At 43.5% G+C, this 18,532-nt stretch carries 15 protein-coding genes; 14 read left to right on the top strand and 1 reads right to left on the bottom strand.

The genetic code is table 11. The annotated features are described in order from the left end of the window. Nucleotides 1-215 precede the first annotated feature (215 nt). The 10 genes from M9194_RS10505 to M9194_RS10460 all read left to right on the top strand — a co-directional run bounded on the left by M9194_RS10505 (nucleotide 216) and on the right by M9194_RS10460 (nucleotide 14,989). Entirely contained in the window at nucleotides 216-5,390 is a 5,175-nt protein-coding gene (locus M9194_RS10505) for a FimV/HubP family polar landmark protein (protein ID WP_250612595.1), read from the top strand. Between the two features lie 275 nt (nucleotides 5,391-5,665). Next, complete coding sequence (gene truA, locus M9194_RS10500) at nucleotides 5,666-6,466, top strand: tRNA pseudouridine(38-40) synthase TruA (protein ID WP_250612594.1); 801 nt, start codon at nucleotides 5,666-5,668, stop codon at nucleotides 6,464-6,466. Between the two features lie 202 nt (nucleotides 6,467-6,668). Then, nucleotides 6,669-7,595, top strand: a complete 927-nt coding sequence (gene accD, locus M9194_RS10495) for an acetyl-CoA carboxylase, carboxyltransferase subunit beta (protein WP_250612593.1) — start codon at nucleotides 6,669-6,671, stop codon at nucleotides 7,593-7,595. 45 nt (nucleotides 7,596-7,640) lie between these two features. Beyond that, complete coding sequence (folC, locus tag M9194_RS10490) at nucleotides 7,641-8,906, top strand: bifunctional tetrahydrofolate synthase/dihydrofolate synthase (protein ID WP_250612592.1); 1,266 nt, start codon at nucleotides 7,641-7,643, stop codon at nucleotides 8,904-8,906. Then, nucleotides 8,907-9,455 (top strand): SPOR domain-containing protein, encoded by a 549-nt coding sequence (locus M9194_RS10485; RefSeq protein WP_250612591.1) that lies wholly within the window; start codon nucleotides 8,907-8,909, stop codon nucleotides 9,453-9,455. A 61-nt stretch (nucleotides 9,456-9,516) separates the two neighbouring features. Further along, entirely contained in the window at nucleotides 9,517-10,008 is a 492-nt protein-coding gene (locus M9194_RS10480; RefSeq protein WP_250612590.1) for a CvpA family protein, read from the top strand. Between the two features lie 33 nt (nucleotides 10,009-10,041). Then, complete coding sequence (gene purF, locus M9194_RS10475; RefSeq protein ID WP_250612589.1) at nucleotides 10,042-11,556, top strand: amidophosphoribosyltransferase; 1,515 nt, start codon at nucleotides 10,042-10,044, stop codon at nucleotides 11,554-11,556. Nucleotides 11,557-12,159: 603 nt separating this feature from the next. Further along, the gene (locus tag M9194_RS10470) at nucleotides 12,160-12,390 is read left to right on the top strand and encodes a FeoA domain-containing protein (protein WP_250612588.1); all 231 of its coding nucleotides are present in this window, start codon (nucleotides 12,160-12,162) and stop codon (nucleotides 12,388-12,390) included. A 2-nt stretch (nucleotides 12,391-12,392) separates the two neighbouring features. After that, nucleotides 12,393-14,717 carry a Fe(2+) transporter permease subunit FeoB gene (gene feoB, locus M9194_RS10465; RefSeq protein WP_250612587.1) on the top strand — a complete coding sequence of 775 codons (2,325 nt, stop codon included), beginning with the start codon at nucleotides 12,393-12,395 and terminating at the stop codon, nucleotides 14,715-14,717. An 11-nt stretch (nucleotides 14,718-14,728) separates the two neighbouring features. Further along, on the top strand, nucleotides 14,729-14,989 hold the full coding sequence (locus M9194_RS10460) for a FeoC-like transcriptional regulator (RefSeq protein ID WP_250612586.1): 261 nt from the start codon (nucleotides 14,729-14,731) through the stop codon (nucleotides 14,987-14,989). 66 nt (nucleotides 14,990-15,055) lie between these two features. On the opposite strand, the gene M9194_RS10455 is transcribed toward M9194_RS10460, so the two are convergent. Then, the gene (locus M9194_RS10455) at nucleotides 15,056-15,220 is read right to left on the bottom strand and encodes a hypothetical protein (protein ID WP_250612585.1); all 165 of its coding nucleotides are present in this window, start codon (nucleotides 15,218-15,220) and stop codon (nucleotides 15,056-15,058) included. A 204-nt stretch (nucleotides 15,221-15,424) separates the two neighbouring features. Here M9194_RS10455 and M9194_RS10450 point away from each other — a divergent pair, with 204 nt between their 5' ends. The 4 genes from M9194_RS10450 to M9194_RS10435 all read left to right on the top strand — a co-directional run bounded on the left by M9194_RS10450 (nucleotide 15,425) and on the right by M9194_RS10435 (nucleotide 18,526). After that, nucleotides 15,425-16,297 carry a hypothetical protein gene (locus M9194_RS10450; RefSeq protein WP_250612584.1) on the top strand — a complete coding sequence of 291 codons (873 nt, stop codon included), beginning with the start codon at nucleotides 15,425-15,427 and terminating at the stop codon, nucleotides 16,295-16,297. A 77-nt stretch (nucleotides 16,298-16,374) separates the two neighbouring features. Next, entirely contained in the window at nucleotides 16,375-16,848 is a 474-nt protein-coding gene (locus tag M9194_RS10445; protein ID WP_250612583.1) for a type III secretion system chaperone, read from the top strand. A gap of 376 nt (nucleotides 16,849-17,224) precedes the next feature. Next, nucleotides 17,225-17,719, top strand: coding sequence for a hypothetical protein (locus tag M9194_RS10440; RefSeq protein ID WP_250612582.1), 495 nt, complete (start codon nucleotides 17,225-17,227; stop codon nucleotides 17,717-17,719). Between the two features lie 12 nt (nucleotides 17,720-17,731). Further along, nucleotides 17,732-18,526 carry an FTR1 family protein gene (locus M9194_RS10435; protein WP_250612581.1) on the top strand — a complete coding sequence of 265 codons (795 nt, stop codon included), beginning with the start codon at nucleotides 17,732-17,734 and terminating at the stop codon, nucleotides 18,524-18,526. Nucleotides 18,527-18,532 lie beyond the last annotated feature (6 nt).

Raw genomic sequence — 18,532 nt, 5'->3', positions numbered from 1 at the left:
ATCAAACAATCTAGTCGATAAATCTGGCCTCGCTCGAAAAGCGGGGCTTTTTTGCAACTGTGCAGCGTTATGCGCCTAAAATGTGTGAGATTGCCGAGGTAATTGCTTTTGTCCAATAAAATTTGCCAAGCATCCTATAGTTTTAACAAGTTTATCCGATATATTTAACAGTTCATATTATTATTAATTATATAGAGCACATAGCTGAGCCTTATATGCGTCGACTTTTTAAGCGTCTACTGTTATTACTTACTGTCATCGCCGTTACTCCAGTATCTCTCGTTCAAGCAGAAGGAATTCGCGTCACGGGACCAAGCGGTGAAATTCAGTCGTCCCCTCAGTATTACGAGCCAATCAATAGAAATAACCAAAATCTTGGACCTTCTCGATTCTATGGCCCGACTGGTCAGAATGAGACGCTTTGGAGTATCGCTTCTCGTATAAGACCAAATACCAGTGTGACCGTTCAGCAGACCTTGCTCGCTATTTATCGATTGAACCCTCAGGCTTTTGAAGACCAAAATATTCATGATTTGATACCTGGTAGTAACCTTCGGATTCCATCTTTGGCCCAAATTCGCTCGGTGTCTACACAGCAGGCGGTCAACATCATGCGCTCGCATCAAGAAAGGTTAACCGGTCGAGTTCAAACGAATACAGTACCTAGGCAGCAAGAAAATCAAGCCACAACTACCACCCAGCCGCCAGCATCGACTCAAGCAGTAGCGACACCGGTTACTCAGCCTGCAACTAAACCTCAAGTTCAGCAGACTACGCCTAGCCCTACAACGAAACCTTCACAAGTGGTTAAGTTAGAAGAGCAGCTGGAGCTTTCTGAAAGTGAATTGTTAGCACTTGAAGAAAGGAACCATAAACTGCACTTAATGCTGGATAATGTGCAGTCTGAAGTAGACACCTTAAAGTCCGAACTTTCTGATGAAGGTCGTATTCGCTCTGAGGTTGAAAAGCTATTAGAGCAAGAACGATCTCGAATAGAAAAACAGCAAAAACTTGCCCCAACTCTTGCAGACAACTTGTTGTCGAACTTTTGGTTTGTGGCGGCATTGGCCATTATTCCGGGTATTCTTATCCTTATCATCATTCTATTGCTACTAAGTAAACGGCCTGCTAAAGAAGCGCCGGCAGCCGAGCCTGAGCCAGAAGCTGAGAAGATGGTGGATATTGCACCTGAGTCGCAGCTTGATGACGATGATATCCAATTAGGGGATGACTTATTCGGTGAGTCAGACGATGACACTGACCAACTGTTTGACGAAGACTTTGATTTAGAGGAAGAACAAGAAGAAAACGATGTCTTTGCTGACCTGGATGACAAAGATCTCGACTTTAATTTAGAAGGCGATGATGGAGAAGACCCATTTGCCAGTATCGGTGACGACGGAGATCTAGACACTGGGCTAGCTGATATTGATAGTGCCAATGGCAATAGTGTCAATGCCGATGACGAAGCGCTTGGCCTAGATGATATGGAAAGAGCGCTAGATGAAGTGGCCAATGGTGATAGCGCTTCTGAGTCGCTTGGATTAGATGGAGAACTAGATTCGCTACTTGCTGAAGACGGCGACGGTGAGCCTCTACCAGACGGCGGCTTAGATCAGTCTATGCTGGACGACTTGCTTGATGACTCAGAGCAAGGCGATGGTTTAGATTTGGATTCATTGCTTGATGATGGTGAAGGATTTGATTTAAGTGATGAAACTCCGGAGAGCGATAAAGGTTCAGAGTCGTCGGCTCCCGAGCCAGAGCTGGCTTCTGATAGTGAGTTAGATGATCTCTTTGCTCATGTTGAAGCGCAAGCCGACTTAGAGACGTTAGAGGCAGAAGCGCAAGATGAAACTGCCTTGCTGGATGAAATGGTTGATTCAAGTGATGTCACCGTTGACGATGACAGTACAGAATTACTTGACGAATTGCTTGAAGAGGTCGAAAACCTGGTTAACGACCAACCAGACTCAGAGAAAATTGAGTTAGGTAATACTGACCAGTTCGATGAGTTAATCTCAGCAGACGATGACTCACCTATTGATGAAGGCGATGTTGATTTACTCGATGACATTGTAGAGAGTGAAGGTGTTGGCGATGAACTGCCTGATCTGTCTGATGATGCAACAGAAACTCTTGATGAACTATTGGATGGTGCGCAAGAAGAATCAGAACTCGATATCACAGATGATAGTACGGAATTACTTGACGACTTAATTGATACTGATTCTGAAGAAGAGCAAGAAGAAATAGAGCTGACTCAAGATCCCGAATTGGAAACAGCACTCGACATTGACCCAGATGGTACTGATCTGTTTGATGAGTTAGCTGAAATAGAAAATCAATCGACGCAGGAAGCACAAGATCAACTTGCAGAAACTGCAGACGAAGCTAATGCTTTACCAGAACCAGAACCAGAACCAGAACCAGAACCAGAACCAGAACCTTTAGTTGATGTTGTCGATGAACAACAAGAGATAGAGCATCAGGACTTTGATCGTGATGACTTCATTGAGGATCTTGCCAACGCAGCACCTAATGCAGATCCTTTGCTTGATAGTGAGCTAGACCTTGAGCCGGAAACTGTTGACGATGTAACGTCTCAACTGGACACTGAAGAGCCAGAGCCAGAGCCAGAGCCAGAGCCAGAGCCAGAGCCAGAGCCAGAGCCAGAGCCAGAGCCAGAGCCAGAGCCAGAGCCAGAGCCAGAGCCAGAGCCAGAGCCAGAGCCAGAGCCAGAGCCAAATGAATTTGGTGTGCCGCAAGATTCGGATTGGGACGTTGACGTATTATCGGATTCGCCTCAAGGAGAAGAATTAAGCACGCAAACTCAGGTTTCCTCTGATACACAACTGGATGAGGCGGATAAAACTAGTGATGAAGATACAGAAGAAGAATCCCAACTAGCAAGCCTTGAAGGTGAACAAGATACCGACGAATTAGACTTAGGACATTTACCTACTTCGGACGCTGAAACCGAGCAACCCGACACCGAGCCTTCCATTGAGGAAGAAAGTTTATACATTGACTCTGAACTTGCCGATACCGAGAATGCGCTCGAGCCTGAAGATATCAGCGAAGCACCAGACGAAGCGGACTTCGACTTACCAGACTTAGATGATTCTGCTGTGATAGAAGATGAGCAGCCAGAGCTCTCAATGGATGCTCCTTCTCTTGATGAACTCACTGAAGCAGAAGAATTTTCCGAACCATCTGACCCCGATCTTGATGTAGCGCCTACTGATGACACTGAAATAGAATTACCTGAAGCTGAAACTTCAATCGAGGAAGCGAGTTTAGACGCTGAAGCTGAACCTTCTGATACTGATGAGGTTCCAGAGCCTGAAGATATAAGCGAAGCGCCAGACGAAGCGGACTTCGAAGTGCCAGATTTAGTTGATTCTTCTGCGATAGAAGACGAGCAGCCAGAACTATCAATGGATGCGCCTTCTCTTGATGAACTCACTGAAACAGAAGAACTTGCCGAGTTATCAGAGCATGCCCTTGATGAAGCGCCTACTGAAGACACTGAAATAGAATTACCTGAAGCTGAACCTTCAATCGAGGACGAAAGCTTAGACGCTGAAGCTGAACTTGCCGATACCGAGGATGAGCTGGAGCCTGAAGATATCAGTGAAGTTCCAGAGCTTGGTGACATTGATATCGATGACCTGTCTGAACCAGAAGTTGGCGACATTGAGTTAGACGAATCGGATGAGTTAGATATTGACGAGGCGGAGATATCCATAGAAGAAACACCACTAGATGATGTGTCTGCTCAGGATGAGTCTTTAACTGAGTTTATTGAACATGATATCGATGACTCTATTGACGCATTAGCAGACGTAGATGAAGGGTTAGATCTGGGAGATATCGATGTCGACGATCTGCAATTGCCAGATGTGGGAGACGTTGAATTAGAAGAGGACGATTTTGATCTGCCAGAGCTAGATGACATAGGCGAGGCTGGGGCGGAATCTCAACATGATGAACCGATTGTTGAAGATGTTGCCGATGAAGAAATATTGACAGATGAGTTGGCAGCGGAGTCAGGTGCAGAGACGGTTAATGAGAATTCTGAACATTCAGGTATCGAAGTCGATGATCTGGCTGTCCCTGAAGTGGGAGAAGTAGAGCTTGATGATACCGATTTTGATTTGCCTGATATCGGAGAGGAAGAAACACTTAGCACAGAGGTAGATTCACCAGTCAACGAGGCGTCATTGGAGGAGACAGCGCAGGAAGAACCAATAGAAGAACTCGATGACTCAGACTTACCCGAGTATAACGAAGAAGACGCACTTGCCGACGCGTTTTCAGATGATGATCTGCTTGACGCAGGTGATATTGATGCACAGAGCCTGTCTATACCTGAGCCAGAAACTCATGCTGAAGCGGGCCCAATTGAACTGTCAGAAACTGAGCTGCCAGAATACAGTGAAGAAGATGCCCTTGCTGACTCGGAACCACACAGTGTAGAAGAGGAAGGTGGTGACGTTGAGGCGGACTTTAAACTGGAAAGTATCGACCTGCCAGATATGGAGGAAATAGAACCTCCAACATCATCCTATTCCAGCGAAAGTGAATTTGAGTCTGATGTGTCGGCACTGCTTGATGAATCTGAAAGTAACGCTCACCCCATGTCAGATCAGGACATAGAAGCCATTGCGGAGAGCTCGATAGAAGACTCAATTCGCACGGCTTTGTCTCCCGAGAGTGATAGTGATATTCCTGAAGTGCGGGACGAAGATATCTTGGATGTTGCTACCGCTAATGAGATGGATGAGAGCCGTCTACATGAACTGTTGGCTGAGCCTGAAACGCAACAACCGCAAAGCTTTTCCATTGACCCAGTCGATGACGATACATCTCATAGTGCTGGTCTCGATCTCGATGCGATGCTAGAGGTAGGTGGAGAAGATTGGAACGGTTTTAATTTATCTCAAGAACAGCAAGCAACCATCCCAGATGACATTCCCGATGAAGAGAGAGGTGTTTGGGATGAACAAAATCAACCGGAAGAAGCCAAAGCTCTAGACGAAAACTGGGAAAATCAAAGCGACTTAGATGAGCTTGAACCTGAGTCGGGAGAGTACAAAACCATCGATGAGTTAATGGCTGAAATGGATGATGGTGAAGGTGATGATGCAGAAGAAGATATCGATTTAAATGTGGGGCTGAATGAGTTCCCCGATGTGATTGGTGAGATAGACGAGACTGATGTAGATTCGAACTCTGAAGCCGCGGGCAAGCTCGATCTTGCCAAGATTTATATCGAAATGAATGATCTCGATGGTGCAAGAAGTTTGCTAGAAGAAGCTATTGTGGATGGAAATGATGAGATTCGTCGTGAAGCGAAAAACCTAATTGATTCATTAAAAAAATAGTATAAATTGGGCTCGTGCTCGTGTGCGGTATAAAGCTAAGGTATCTGACGGAAATTTTTCTTAATTAAAACAAGCTGCTTTTAAACATAGATACAATACGTTAGCTCTAATTCAAGATGCCAGATTAAGAGTGAACTTGGAGGCTCAAATTCAAGAAAATTGCTGCCTCCACCGTGATTTTTTAATTACGCAATTTTACGTATATACATAAGCAAAATTGGCATCTTATACTGGTTTAGGTATACTTCTCGCCCTGTTTTTAAAGAGTACTCGGAATGAGAATTGCGTTAGGTATTGAGTACGACGGTACTCGTTACTTTGGCTGGCAGAGGCAAAAGGACGTATGCAGTGTACAGCAAGAGCTCGAGAAAGCGCTGAGTGTTGTTGCAAATCAAGATATTGAAGTGTTGTGTGCGGGAAGAACAGACGCGGGTGTACACGGCACAGGGCAAGTTGTTCACTTTGAGACTACAGCGGTTAGAAAGCCCGTCGCATGGACAATGGGAGTCAACGCCAACTTGCCACGAGACATCGCGGTTCGCTGGAGCAAAGAAGTTCCTGAAGAGTTTCACGCTCGCTTTTCAGCAACAGCTCGTCGCTATCGGTATATTATACACAATAGTAATCTCCGCCCCGCGATACTAGGGAGTGGAGTCAGTCACTATCATGGTGACTTGGATGCAGAAAAAATGCACATCGCTGGTCAATACCTATTGGGTGAGAATGACTTTACCTCTTTTCGAGCGGTGCATTGCCAGTCGCATAGTCCCTGGCGTAATATTATGCATCTGGAAGTGACTAGGCATGGACAATATATAGTCATCGATATAAAAGCGAATGCTTTTGTACATCATATGGTTCGAAATATCGCTGGTAGCTTAATTGTTGTTGGCAAAGGGGAGCAAGCTCCCGAATGGATTGAATGGTTGCTTCAACAAAAAGACCGAAAGCTGGCTGGTGCGACGGCCAAAGCGGAAGGGCTTTATCTGGTTGATGTTGATTATCCAGAAGAATTTTGTTTGCCAAGGGTGCCAATTGGACCACTGTTTTTGTCAGACAATTTGCTGGCTAGGTGAACTAGCCTGTAATATATCGCTCAGTAATACACTGGGCGATTTACTCCTTAAGAGTTAAGGTTGGTGCGAGAGAATAAGTGTCACATATAGGTACAACCAGTTTTTTGTCTACAGGTTGCTCTATATATGATTTAATCCTGCGCATTAATGTCGAATGAATTTCTCCCGCATTGCGCGTGAGATGAGAAAGAAAAGGTCTTCCATGAGTTGGCTTGAGAAAATTTTAGAGAAAAGCAATATTGTTAGTTCACGCAAAGCGTCGATTCCTGAAGGAATTTGGACCAAATGTACTTCGTGTGAACAGGTTCTATACCACGCTGAGTTAGAGCGTAACCTAGAAGTATGTCCGAAATGTGACCATCATATGAGAATGAAAGCGCGTCGCCGTTTAGAAACGTTCTTAGATGAAGGTAATCGTACAGAAATCGCCAATGAACTTGAGCCAGTAGATAAGCTTAAGTTTAAGGACTCAAAACGATACAAAGATCGTATCTCAGCTGCGCAAAAGAACAGCGGCGAGAAAGACGCACTCGTTGTTATGAAAGGTGAGCTTCTTGGTTTACCTGTTGTTGCATGTGCCTTTGAATTCTCCTTTATGGGCGGCTCAATGGGTTCAGTGGTTGGTGCGCGCTTTGTTCGTGCCGTTGAAGCTGCAATCGAAAAGAATTGTGGCTTGGTTTGTTTTTCTGCAAGTGGTGGCGCGAGAATGCAAGAAGCATTAATGTCATTGATGCAAATGGCTAAAACCAGTGCTGCGCTTGAACGCTTATCCAACAAAGGCCTGCCGTTTATTTCTGTTATGACTGACCCAACTATGGGTGGTGTATCGGCAAGTTTAGCCATGCTTGGCGATGTGAATATCGGTGAACCGAACGCTTTGATTGGTTTTGCTGGACGTCGTGTTATCGAGCAAACCGTTCGTGAAGACCTGCCAGAAGGCTTCCAACGCAGTGAGTTCTTACTAGAGCACGGTGCAATCGATATGATTGTCGATCGTCGTGAGATGCGTCAAAGAGTGGGTAGCCTATTGGCAAAATTGACGAATAATAAGTCACCTTTGGTGGTTTCTATGAACGATGCACCAAATGAACCCTCTTATTCTGTACCAGAACCTGACGAAAAAGGGTAAAGTAGACACTAACGTATAACCTACTAAAATTTTGGTTAAAGTTAGATGACGGACTCTTCTATTCCCAATGCCACATCCAGTCTACCGATGTGGCTTGATTACTTATCAAACATTCATTCCAGTGCTATCGATCTCGGCTTAGAACGCGTTGAGATTGTGGCGAAAAAAGCCCAACTTACCCATCCAGGAAAAAAAGTAATTACCGTAGCCGGGACGAACGGTAAAGGTTCGACTTGCGCGCTAATGGAATCCATTTTGCTTGAAGCGGGTTACAAGGTTGGGGTTTACAGTTCTCCCCATTTGATTCGTTATAACGAACGTGTACGCATTAATGGTAAAGAGCTGCCTGATGAAGAACACACCCAGGCTTTCGACTTCATTGAAACTCAGCGTGAAGATGTGAGCTTAAGCTTTTTCGAATATGGTACGTTAGCAGCACTAGCGCTGTGTAAAAATCACGATGTTGATGTTGTTTTGCTTGAAGTTGGTTTGGGTGGGCGACTTGATGCAACCAATGTGGTGGAACACGATGTGTCTGTGGTGACCAGTCTCGCGATTGACCATGTGGATTGGCTAGGTGATGACATTAACGTTATCGGCTTTGAAAAAGCGGGCATTTTCCGATCAGGGCGTCCTGCAATCTGCGGACAGCCTAAACCTCCAAGCACAGTTCCTGCTCACGCGGATGATATAGGCGCAGAGTTCTATCAAGTTGGAATTCAGTATGATTATCAACTGATTGGCGACAACAAATGGCGATGGAACAGTGGCTCATTTATTATTGATGACCTGCCTTTACCCAACTTACCACTACAAAATGCTGCAACCGCGCTGATGGCATTGGGTGCTTCAGAGTTGGAAATAAGCGACTTGGATGTGGTGAATGGCTTATCAAAAGCTCAGTTACCTGGGCGAATGCAAGTGCTTAGCCAAGCGCCTACCGTGATACTGGACGTAGCGCATAATCCGCATTCTGCACAATACCTGAGTCAAGAGATCCAGGCTCGTTATCCCGGCAAGGTTGTTCATACGGTGGTTGCGATGCTTGATGACAAAGACATTGCATCTACATTACAAGAGCTTACACCCATTACAACCCATTGGTACCCTGCAAGCTTGAGTGGACCACGTGCTGCAAGCCACCAAGAGTTATGCCAGTATCTTCCAAGTAATGTGGAAGGACATACTGATCCTGTTATTGCATTTCAATCTGCGTTGACACAAGCACATGAAGATGACGTCATTATTGTTGTAGGTTCATTTTTTACCGTTGGTATGGTTTTAGAGTATTGGGAATCGAAAGGAAGTTAGATGGCGAGTAAGTTTCAAAACCGCCTGGTGGGCACAATTATTTTGGTTGCGATTGGGGTGATTGTGCTGCCTGATTTTTTAGACGGAAAGAAAACGCACTATCAAGATAGTATCGCGAGCATCCCGATCAAGCCAGCGACAACTGTAGATAGTGAAAGCTATAAGGTGGTCAACCCTGTGCAGGATAACGCGACCTTACCCAAGCAGCCTGTGAAAGTGGTTGACGTACCGACAAGCCAAGCTGGGAACACCTCGAGCTCGGATAAAGTTGAAGTGGGTGTAAGGCAAACCGCAGAGAATCCAAAGTTAAAGGAAAGCGGCTGGATCATTCAACTGATGGCTCTCAAGAATGCAGATAATGCAACGAATTTAGTAAAGGACTTACAAAAACGGGGATATCAAGCCCATACTAAGAAGGAAAATGGGTTTACTCGAGTCATTGTGGGGCCGAACCTTTCCAAGAAAAAGTTAGAGCGTGAGATTGTCGAATTACAGAAAATCACTGGCTCTAAAGGTCGTTTACTCAAATTTAATCCGTTAAATCCATAAGAAAACGTTTGCGTCGCGCGTTTTTCTGTTAAAATGCGCGCCAACTTAAGATGAAGAACTCATGAATTGGTTAGATATTGTCATTTTAAGTGTGATCGGCTTGTCCGCTGTGATCAGTTTAATACGTGGTTTCGCGAAGGAAGCGTTATCACTTGTCATTTGGATTGGTGCGTTTTTCATTGCTAGTGAATACTACGCTAAGTTAGCGGTCTATTTCACTCACATTGAAGATAACACTATCCGCAATGGCGCAGCGATAGCGGCACTGTTTATCGCGACTTTGATTGTCGGTGCCATCGTTAACTACGTGATCAGCCAGTTGGTTCAGAAAACTGGGCTGTCAGGGACAGATCGAGTACTAGGTGTTGTGTTTGGTGCAGCAAGAGGGGTGTTGGTCGTCTCGGCTATTCTCTTCTTTATGGATGCGTTTACCAACGCTGCCAATACAACCTGGTGGAGTCATTCTGTTCTCGTGCCCGAATTTAGTCGCATTATTGCGCCATTTTTTGAACATCTACAAGCATCATCAAGTTTTTTATCTGGCGCTGCTTAGCGCCAGCCATTATCGAATATCGAGGGTTAGCACATGTGTGGTATTGTTGGAATCGTGGGTACATCGCCTGTAAACCAGTCAATTTATGACGCCTTAACGGTATTACAGCATCGTGGCCAAGATGCCGCTGGTATTTGTACCATAGAAAGCAATCGTTTTCGTTTGCGTAAAGCGAATGGTTTAGTGAAAGATGTGTTTGAAGCACGACACATGCAACGCCTTCAAGGTACTGCCGGAATAGGGCATGTCCGTTACCCAACCGCAGGGAGCTCAAGCGCTTCAGAAGCCCAACCCTTCTATGTAAATTCCCCATTTGGTATCACACTTGCGCACAATGGCAATTTAACTAATGCTCATGAAGTGCGTGAGAAATTAATCGAAAAGGACCGACGCCACCTCAACACCACGTCGGATTCAGAAGTGCTTCTCAATGTGCTTGCACATGAAATAGACACAGTGAAAGGGAACGTTAACTCGGAAGATGTATTTAGAGCCGTAACCAATGTTCACCATGCCATCAATGGCGCTTACGCTGTTGTGGCGATGATCATCGACCACGGACTTATCGCTTTTCGTGATCCAAATGGTATTCGTCCACTGTGTTTGGGTAAACGTGAAGTTGACGGCCGCACAGAGTATATGGTGGCATCGGAGTCTGTGGCTCTGGATGCTGTCGGTTTTGATTTTGTACGTGATGTAGCCCCGGGAGAAGCGGTTTATGTGACGTTTGAAGGCGAACTCTTTACTAAGCAGTGTGCGGATAACCCCAAGCTGAACCCATGCATCTTTGAATTTGTTTACTTTGCTAGACCAGATTCCTTTATCGATAAAATCTCAGTCTATAGCGCTCGGGTTGAAATGGGCAAAAAGCTTGGCCAACGGATTCGTGATGACTTCAGCCATCTAGATATCGATGTTGTTATCCCAATCCCTGAAACCTCTTGTGATATTGCGCTGCAAATCGCTCAGATGATTGATAAACCTTACCGACAAGGGTTCGTCAAAAACCGATATGTTGGTCGCACCTTCATTATGCCTGGGCAACAACAACGGAAAAAATCGGTGCGACGTAAGCTCAATGCCATTCGCTCAGAATTCAAAGGGAAGAACGTACTTTTGATTGATGACTCTATTGTGCGCGGAACCACTTCTGAGCAGATTATTGAAATGGCAAGAGACTCGGGGGCAGAGAAAGTCTTTATGGTGTCAGCAGCGCCTGAGATCCGTTTTCCGAATGTTTATGGTATTGATATGCCAAGTGCAAATGAGTTGATTGCACATGGTCGTGACAATGAAGAAATTCGTAAGCAGATTGGTGCGGATGAACTCATTTTCCAATCTTTGGCTGATCTGGTAGACGCAGTTGGTATGGGTAACCCAGATATTGCCAAATTCGAAACATCCGTATTCAGCGGAGAATATGTGACTGGTGATATAGACCAAAAGTACTTGGAGTTTATTGAGTCGATGCGCAATGATGATGCGAAGACACAAAGGGAAATTCAACAAGACTTAGCCAACTTAGAGCTTCATAACGAAGGCGCTTAGGCTGCTCTACACCATACACTACCATTAAAGCTCCCATCGGGAGCTTTTTAGTATGTGTGTCATTAACATCAACAGCCAGTACTAGATCTTTTGGGCCAGTTAAACCCGCATTGATTGATGTGGCTCAATAGATAGAGTCATCACTAAGGGTATAAGTAACCAAAATATTAACGTTTCTCATTACTACTCTAGTTAAGGCTAGAAGCCTTACCATTCATTGGTGAACCTTAGCTATTTACTAAACGAATGAGTGAAATTTTAATCCATCAACCTTAATTGTACGGTAATCATTTATATGTCAGGAAAGGGTTAAAAGAGGAATTTTTTTCGTGACAGAGGCTTATTGATAAGTAGAATGAGAACCGTTCTTATTTTTAGTCTTTTTGAGACTAGCATTAACTATTGACACACGTGATGTTCCATAAGGTATCTGGCAGTTAAGGCTAAGCATTTAGATTGCTGGCAACGGGAATGGCCCGCTATCAATACGATTTGGTATATCTAGTGTAATTATTAATAAACATGTATTTGTTTCTTCAAGCACGTTTCACGCAATGCATCGATTGCATAACAAGTACGTTGCCTGCTATTTAAGAGGTTGATATGTCTTCACTACAGCCCGGTCAATGTTACGTCGTTGACAAGTATTCAAAAGAGATGAGCCTCGATTTTCGCCAGCGCCTTATGGCCATGGGCATGATTCCTGGCTCTACATTCCAAGTCGTTCGTAGTGCTCCTCTTGGCGATCCGATAGAAATAGAGGTGAAAGGCTTTTTGCTTAGCTTAAGAAAAAAAGAACTTTCTCTTCTCAATATCTCGCCGAGGAACAACTGACCATGTCTTCACCTTGCAAAATTGCCTTACTAGGTAACCCGAATTGCGGTAAAACCACTTTATTCAATCTTCTTACTGGCGCTAAGCAACGAACAGGGAACTGGTCTGGTGTCACTGTTGATCGCAAAGAGGGGAGTTTTCATGTCGGTGAGCAACCTGTCACCGTGGTCGATCTACCAGGCACTTACTCTTTATCTTCTGTTACCGCCAAAGGTGGTATAGATGAGAGGATCGCTTGCCAATACATATTGAGTGAAGATGCGGATGTCATCGTCAATATCATTGATGCAGCCAACTTGGAAAGAAATTTATATCTCACCATGCAGCTTTTGGAAATGAAAGTGCCCGTTGTCGTTGCATTAAACATGGTGGACTCTGCCAAGAAGAAGAACATTCATATTGACGCAGACAAGCTATCTCAATTATTAGGTTGTCCTGTTATTCCTATGATTACAACGCGTAAGAAGGGGATTCAAGAGCTTAAACAAGCGGCTGTTACGCAATTTACTTCACCAAAAACGAGCGATTTCAATGTAGATTATTCACGCAATATTGAATCATTTCGTGAAGAGCTGTGTAATCAGATAACGAGTCACGCACCCAATATCAAGCGCGCGAATTGGTTAAGCTTACGCTTGATGGAGAACGATCTGCTAAGTCGTGATCTAGTTTTAGAAGCAGATCAAAGTGGTCAATTAGAGGAATTCTTGTCTCAAACCACGCGCAACCTTGATGATATGGACCTAGAAATCGCAGATGCGCGTTATCAGGCGATCAGTCGTTTATATCAGCAAGTGGTTGAGAATAGAGTAGCGACAAAAGATAAGCTGACCCATGTTATTGATAGCATTGTTCTAAACAAATATTTGGGTTTGCCGATCTTCCTTTTCGTCATGTACCTGATGTTTGTTGTATCCATTAACATCGGTGGGGGGCTACAGCCCATCTTTGATGAGGGCTCAGCGGCAATCTTCATTGATGGTACAACTTGGCTTGGGCACTTTATTGGATTACCAGCGTGGTTAACTGCGATTCTTGCGCAGGGAATTGGTGGCGGTATCAATACGATTCTGCCGTTTGTTCCGCAGATCGGTTTGATGTTTCTGTATCTGTCTCTATTGGAAGACTCAGGCTATATGGCTCGAGCAGCCTTCGTTATTGACCGCTTTATGCAAGCTATCGGCTTACCTGGGAAATCTTTTGTGCCACTGATTGTTGGCTTTGGTTGTAATATCCCGACTGTGATGGCGACTCGTACACTGGATACGCCAAGAGACAGGATCATGACAAGCATGATGGCACCCTTTATGACATGTGGTGCAAGATTGGCAATCTTTGGTGTTTTTGCCGCCGCCTTTTTCCAAGGTGTTGGCAGCTTTGTGGTCTTTTCGCTTTACTTGCTTGGTATAGTGGTTGCCGTGCTAACAGGGTTGATTTTAAAGAAAACACTATTGGCGGGCGAACCTCATCCGTTTGTTATGGAAATGCCGGTGTACCATCTGCCAAACCCATTTACTGCCCTTATCTTGACCTGGAGCAGACTAAAAAGATTCCTATTTAAAGCTGGTAAAATCATCATTCCAGTGTGTGCGATTGTTCTTGGTCTGAACAGCATTACCTTCTCTGGCCAAGTGATTAACCCAGGTGATCAGCAGCAATCGGCATTGGCACAAATTGGTAAAACGGTAACGCCAATTTTTGAACCAATGGGTGTCCATAAAGATAACTGGCCAGCGACTGTAGGCTTATTTACTGGTTTCTTAGCCAAAGAAGTGGTTGTCGGAACGCTCAACTCACTATATACCGCTCAAGCGGCAAGCGAGCAGCCTTTTGACTATAAGAACTTTGACCTTGGTGCAGAGTTAAAACAAGCACTTGAAGATACTTGGAGTGGTCTAAAAGACAGTGTGTCAATTCAAACTTGGATTAACCCGATCAAAGCTGGCCAAGCGGACGCCTCTATGGAAGGCTCTGCAATGGGGCACATGCGTTTATTGTTTGGCACCTCATTTGCGGCTTACGCTTACTTGATATTCGTTTTACTCTATGTGCCTTGTGTTGCCACGGTAGGGGCAATAGCCCGAGAAGTGGGGCGTAACTGGGCGAATTTATCTACAGCATGGGGTTTGTTGGTGGCATACGCGGTCGCGGTTATCTTCTATCAGCTTGTGACTATTATGTCTCACCCACTATCAAGTGTGAGTTGGATTGTGGCGATGCTGGTTCTGATTTTTGCTTTCCTTTATGGCTTACGACGATACAGCAAAACAGGTGTTGACTGGGAGCTGCCAGAAGTATCAGCCAGTAATAAAGGCTGCTGTGGATAATTGGAGGATATATGAATTCTTTGTTAGGGCTACGTAACTATATTCGCAAGCAGCATCAAGCAACATTAGCGGATTTACAACGTCAATTTGATGGCAGTGCTCAAATGCTAGATGCGCTGTTAGATGAATTGGAAGTACGCGGAAAAATCATCAAGTCAGACACCGCAGTAGGATCTTGCAGCCAAAAAACGTGCAAAGGATGTGTTGAAGGACAAAGTGATGTTCTATATAGATGGTACGAAGCTGAATTAGCGGTTTGCCTCGTGAGCTAGGCATAAAACCTTCCACCTGAATCGCTCAAGCTGGCCTTAAGCCACTTGGGCGTTTTTTATGTTTGGTTAAGACAACTGCGCATTAGGCACTAAAATCCATTTCCCTGCTTCTACAGAGGCAGCCCTTCCTGACTGAGTATGCAGTCGATATTCTTCTCCCTCACTCTTCTCAATCAACTCAAATCGTTCTATCTCTGTTTCACTAAGTGGTCTTACTAATACTTGATCCATTTTCGTTTGTCCCTACGCACATTTGATAACAATTATCATTATCAAATGTGCGTAGGTTAGTGTAAAGAGGGTGATGTTGAAACTTTAAGCCAGTTCAAAATCCTTCGTGAATTGCCAAATTCTATAGCGATATCTTTTTTTGATAGAGAGATAAGGGCGAATCTCTTATTGTTAGTTTTGTTAATTTTATTGGTCGGTAAATAAATGGATAATGTTTTTGACAAGCTTTCGTCGTTAAAAAGCCATAGCTATTCAATGCCACAGTTAGAAAGCATGGATAGTATACAGGTAGGAACTAGCACTTATTCTGTATCTAAAACAGATAATGGCTTTGAGGTAGAGCGTGACAATATACCTGAAGGGCCATCAGGCATTTCCGATTGGAGAGGTGCTAGAGACTCTGTGAAAAATGCAGTTTCAACTTTCTTTACTCATAAAGTCTCGCATGGAACGTGGAAGTCACAAGCGAATCAGATTAAGGAAGTATTGACTGATAAATACCAGGCTAAGCAGGTTGAAAATCAAAAAATAGCCAACGTCATGCGCGAATTTGAAGATTTTACTTCCATGACTATGCTAGCGTTTAAGCATGGTTATATGTATCACACAGGCAATCAAATTGAGTTTATGACCGCGCCAAAACATATGAGGTCAATACTTGCTCTGGAAGATGACGACGAAGTCTCTTCTAAGGTAGAAAAATACATCGGTGACAACCCAGGCGGGGACACTCCTGAAGATGCATGGAATACTATTCGTGAGGACAAAGTAGCCAATTGTCTCTCTCAAGCTCGTGGCATGAAGTATTTGCTCGAGCAACAAGGAGTCACAGGGTTTGAAGAAGTGAAACTTGAAGGAATCGACCACGGATTATTGGTCAAAGGAGATAAAGTGGTTGATCCTTGGTTGGGGGTCGTGGCAGATAGCAAGGAAGAATATCTTGAAATCTTAAAAAATAAAGTTAGACAGAAAGCGCTAGACACTTACATAAGCAGTGGTTCTGGTAGCGGTTCGGTGGCTAAGAAAATGCACATGACAAATATTATCAAGAAGATAGATAACATTCGCTTTCCCTAACGAAATAACGATAGTGGACTATTAGCTGTGCTAATAAAAACTTCAAGCAAACGTTAAGTGTAATCCTTGGGTGTTTCATGAATATATATGAAGAGTTATTAAGCGGCTTAGGCAAAGATATATCTTTTAACGAAGAAGGTATTTTTAGCCGTGAGCTCAAGAAAGAAGGTGCAGAGAATTTGCCACTTTTACTAACCATTTATAACGATATGCAAGATATGAGCTTTCGCATTTCAGTTATGTCTTTGAGGGCTCTCTCAAACAACCTGTCGCCACAGCTTATGCAAGCATTTATTGAAAAATCGCTAGAACCATTGCGAGGTGGCATAGGTATCGGTGTTTATCCAGACACAAGGTATTTAACAGTTTACCAAACGCTTCCGCTTGCCGGGTCTAACAAGGATGTGGTGATGGAGGTCATTACATCGCTTGTTGATGAAGCTGAATCTTGGCTGATAAAGCTACGAGAGAATGAAATGAACATGGGGTGTGAATTAGTCGAATATGGTAGTGAAGCTAAATTTGGTGGCGTAATGAATTTGTGCGTATAGTCAGTGGTCTCCTCGCTCTGATGATGCAGACATTCCACTTAGAGGCCTAATGTAGCGTCCGGTATTATCAATTGCCACCTGATTAATAACATACTTAACCAAGGAAAATTGCCAACTAATTATCCAGAAGTCGGAATATAAGTAAATTTATCCATAGTAAGGTATCCCACACTAGTTCCCCATATATGGAATCAAAGATTCCGATTGAATTTCATCAAGATCTGTAACGACTTTCATTGTAATAAATAATTTAAATATCAATATGTTAAATGTCATCATATTCCACCTGTGGCACTTTTTCTGATTGTCAAATAAAAATTGTAATGAGAATTATAGTCATTTAGAATCTTGATCTCGAACTAGGGCGGGATTCATAATGATAAAAAAAATAGTGTTATTTTTCGTGGTGTTGCTTGTTATTTTTGCAGTAGCAAGCTTTTTTATAATGCACGGGAACAAAAAGAGTAATTTAAGCAATCAACCTTCAAATCAGCAAGAAATATCAAAAACTTCTCAAACACATAAAGTTAACGATAACGACTCAATTTATACACAAAAAGCAAAACAAATATGCAATATGATGGACCAGTCCTATGCGTTGTTGGAAAACGGCAAGGTTAAAGAGGCCAAGAGCATTGCATCGAGCGCGTATTGGGACGTTTATGATGGGGTAATAGAGATCAAGTATCGTTCTTATGCATCTCCAGCTCAAATCTATGACGTAGAACAAAAGTTCCATACGCTTGCCAATCTAATTGAGCCACCCGTGTCAAAGCAAGAAGAACAGAAAATCAAAAGCAAAATGGACGATGTGTGCAATGAAGTGATCAGGGAAGCCAATCTACTTAATAAAGAACTCAATAATAATTAAAAGGTAGCCCAGATGTTTGATGTAAACTTTATTTCTGCAATGTCATCTTCTTTCTGGATTATTCCGAGAGAAGGAACAGAAGCTCTACTGGTTGTAATTATGCTCATCTCTGCTCTGAATAAATCAGGTAGAGAAGAAAAAGTGGGAGTGATTTACAAAAACTGCATCGCCGCACTGGTCGCTGGGTTATTATTAGCATTCGGCTGTATTTATTTAAGTTCGATATTTACTGGGCAAGCGAGAGAAATTAGTGAAGGTGTCGCCAGCTTGCTTGCCATGAGTATGCTTTTGTATGTCAATTTTGAAACTTTTTCTAAGCGAGAGAACTTACATCAGCTCAGTTTGTTTGGTCTGGGTGCGCTGGCCTTTGTCAGTGTGTTTCGAGAGCTAGCCGAAACCATTTTGTTCTACTATGGGCTATTTCAAGGTAATGCATCTCAACAATTTGGCACCCTATCTGGCTTGATGTTAGGCATCGTCCTTTTCTCCTTATTACTGCTTCTCTACAAGTACTCGTCAGATAGATATAGAAAAGTAAACCGAGTGATATTTTCCCTGACACCATGGTTCATCTTTATTCTTGCGGTGATGTGTGTAGGAAATGCAGTCAATGCTTTCCAAGAAGCGAACTTGCTCGGATTCACACCAACAAAATGGATGTTTAATAACTCAATATTAAAAACTCAGTCAAGTGTTGAGTATTTGTTGAGTATCAGCATGTTCTTGGTTTCAACTGGATTTTTGTTTTTAAAACAGTTTGGTAAGTCAGTCAAAGACTTCACTTTATATCTGGCAAAAAGCCATTAGGTTGAA

This window comes from Vibrio sinus, from assembly GCF_023634645.1.
Lineage (GTDB): Bacteria > Pseudomonadota > Gammaproteobacteria > Enterobacterales > Vibrionaceae > Vibrio > Vibrio sinus.
This window is presented reverse-complemented; position numbering and strand designations above follow the sequence as displayed.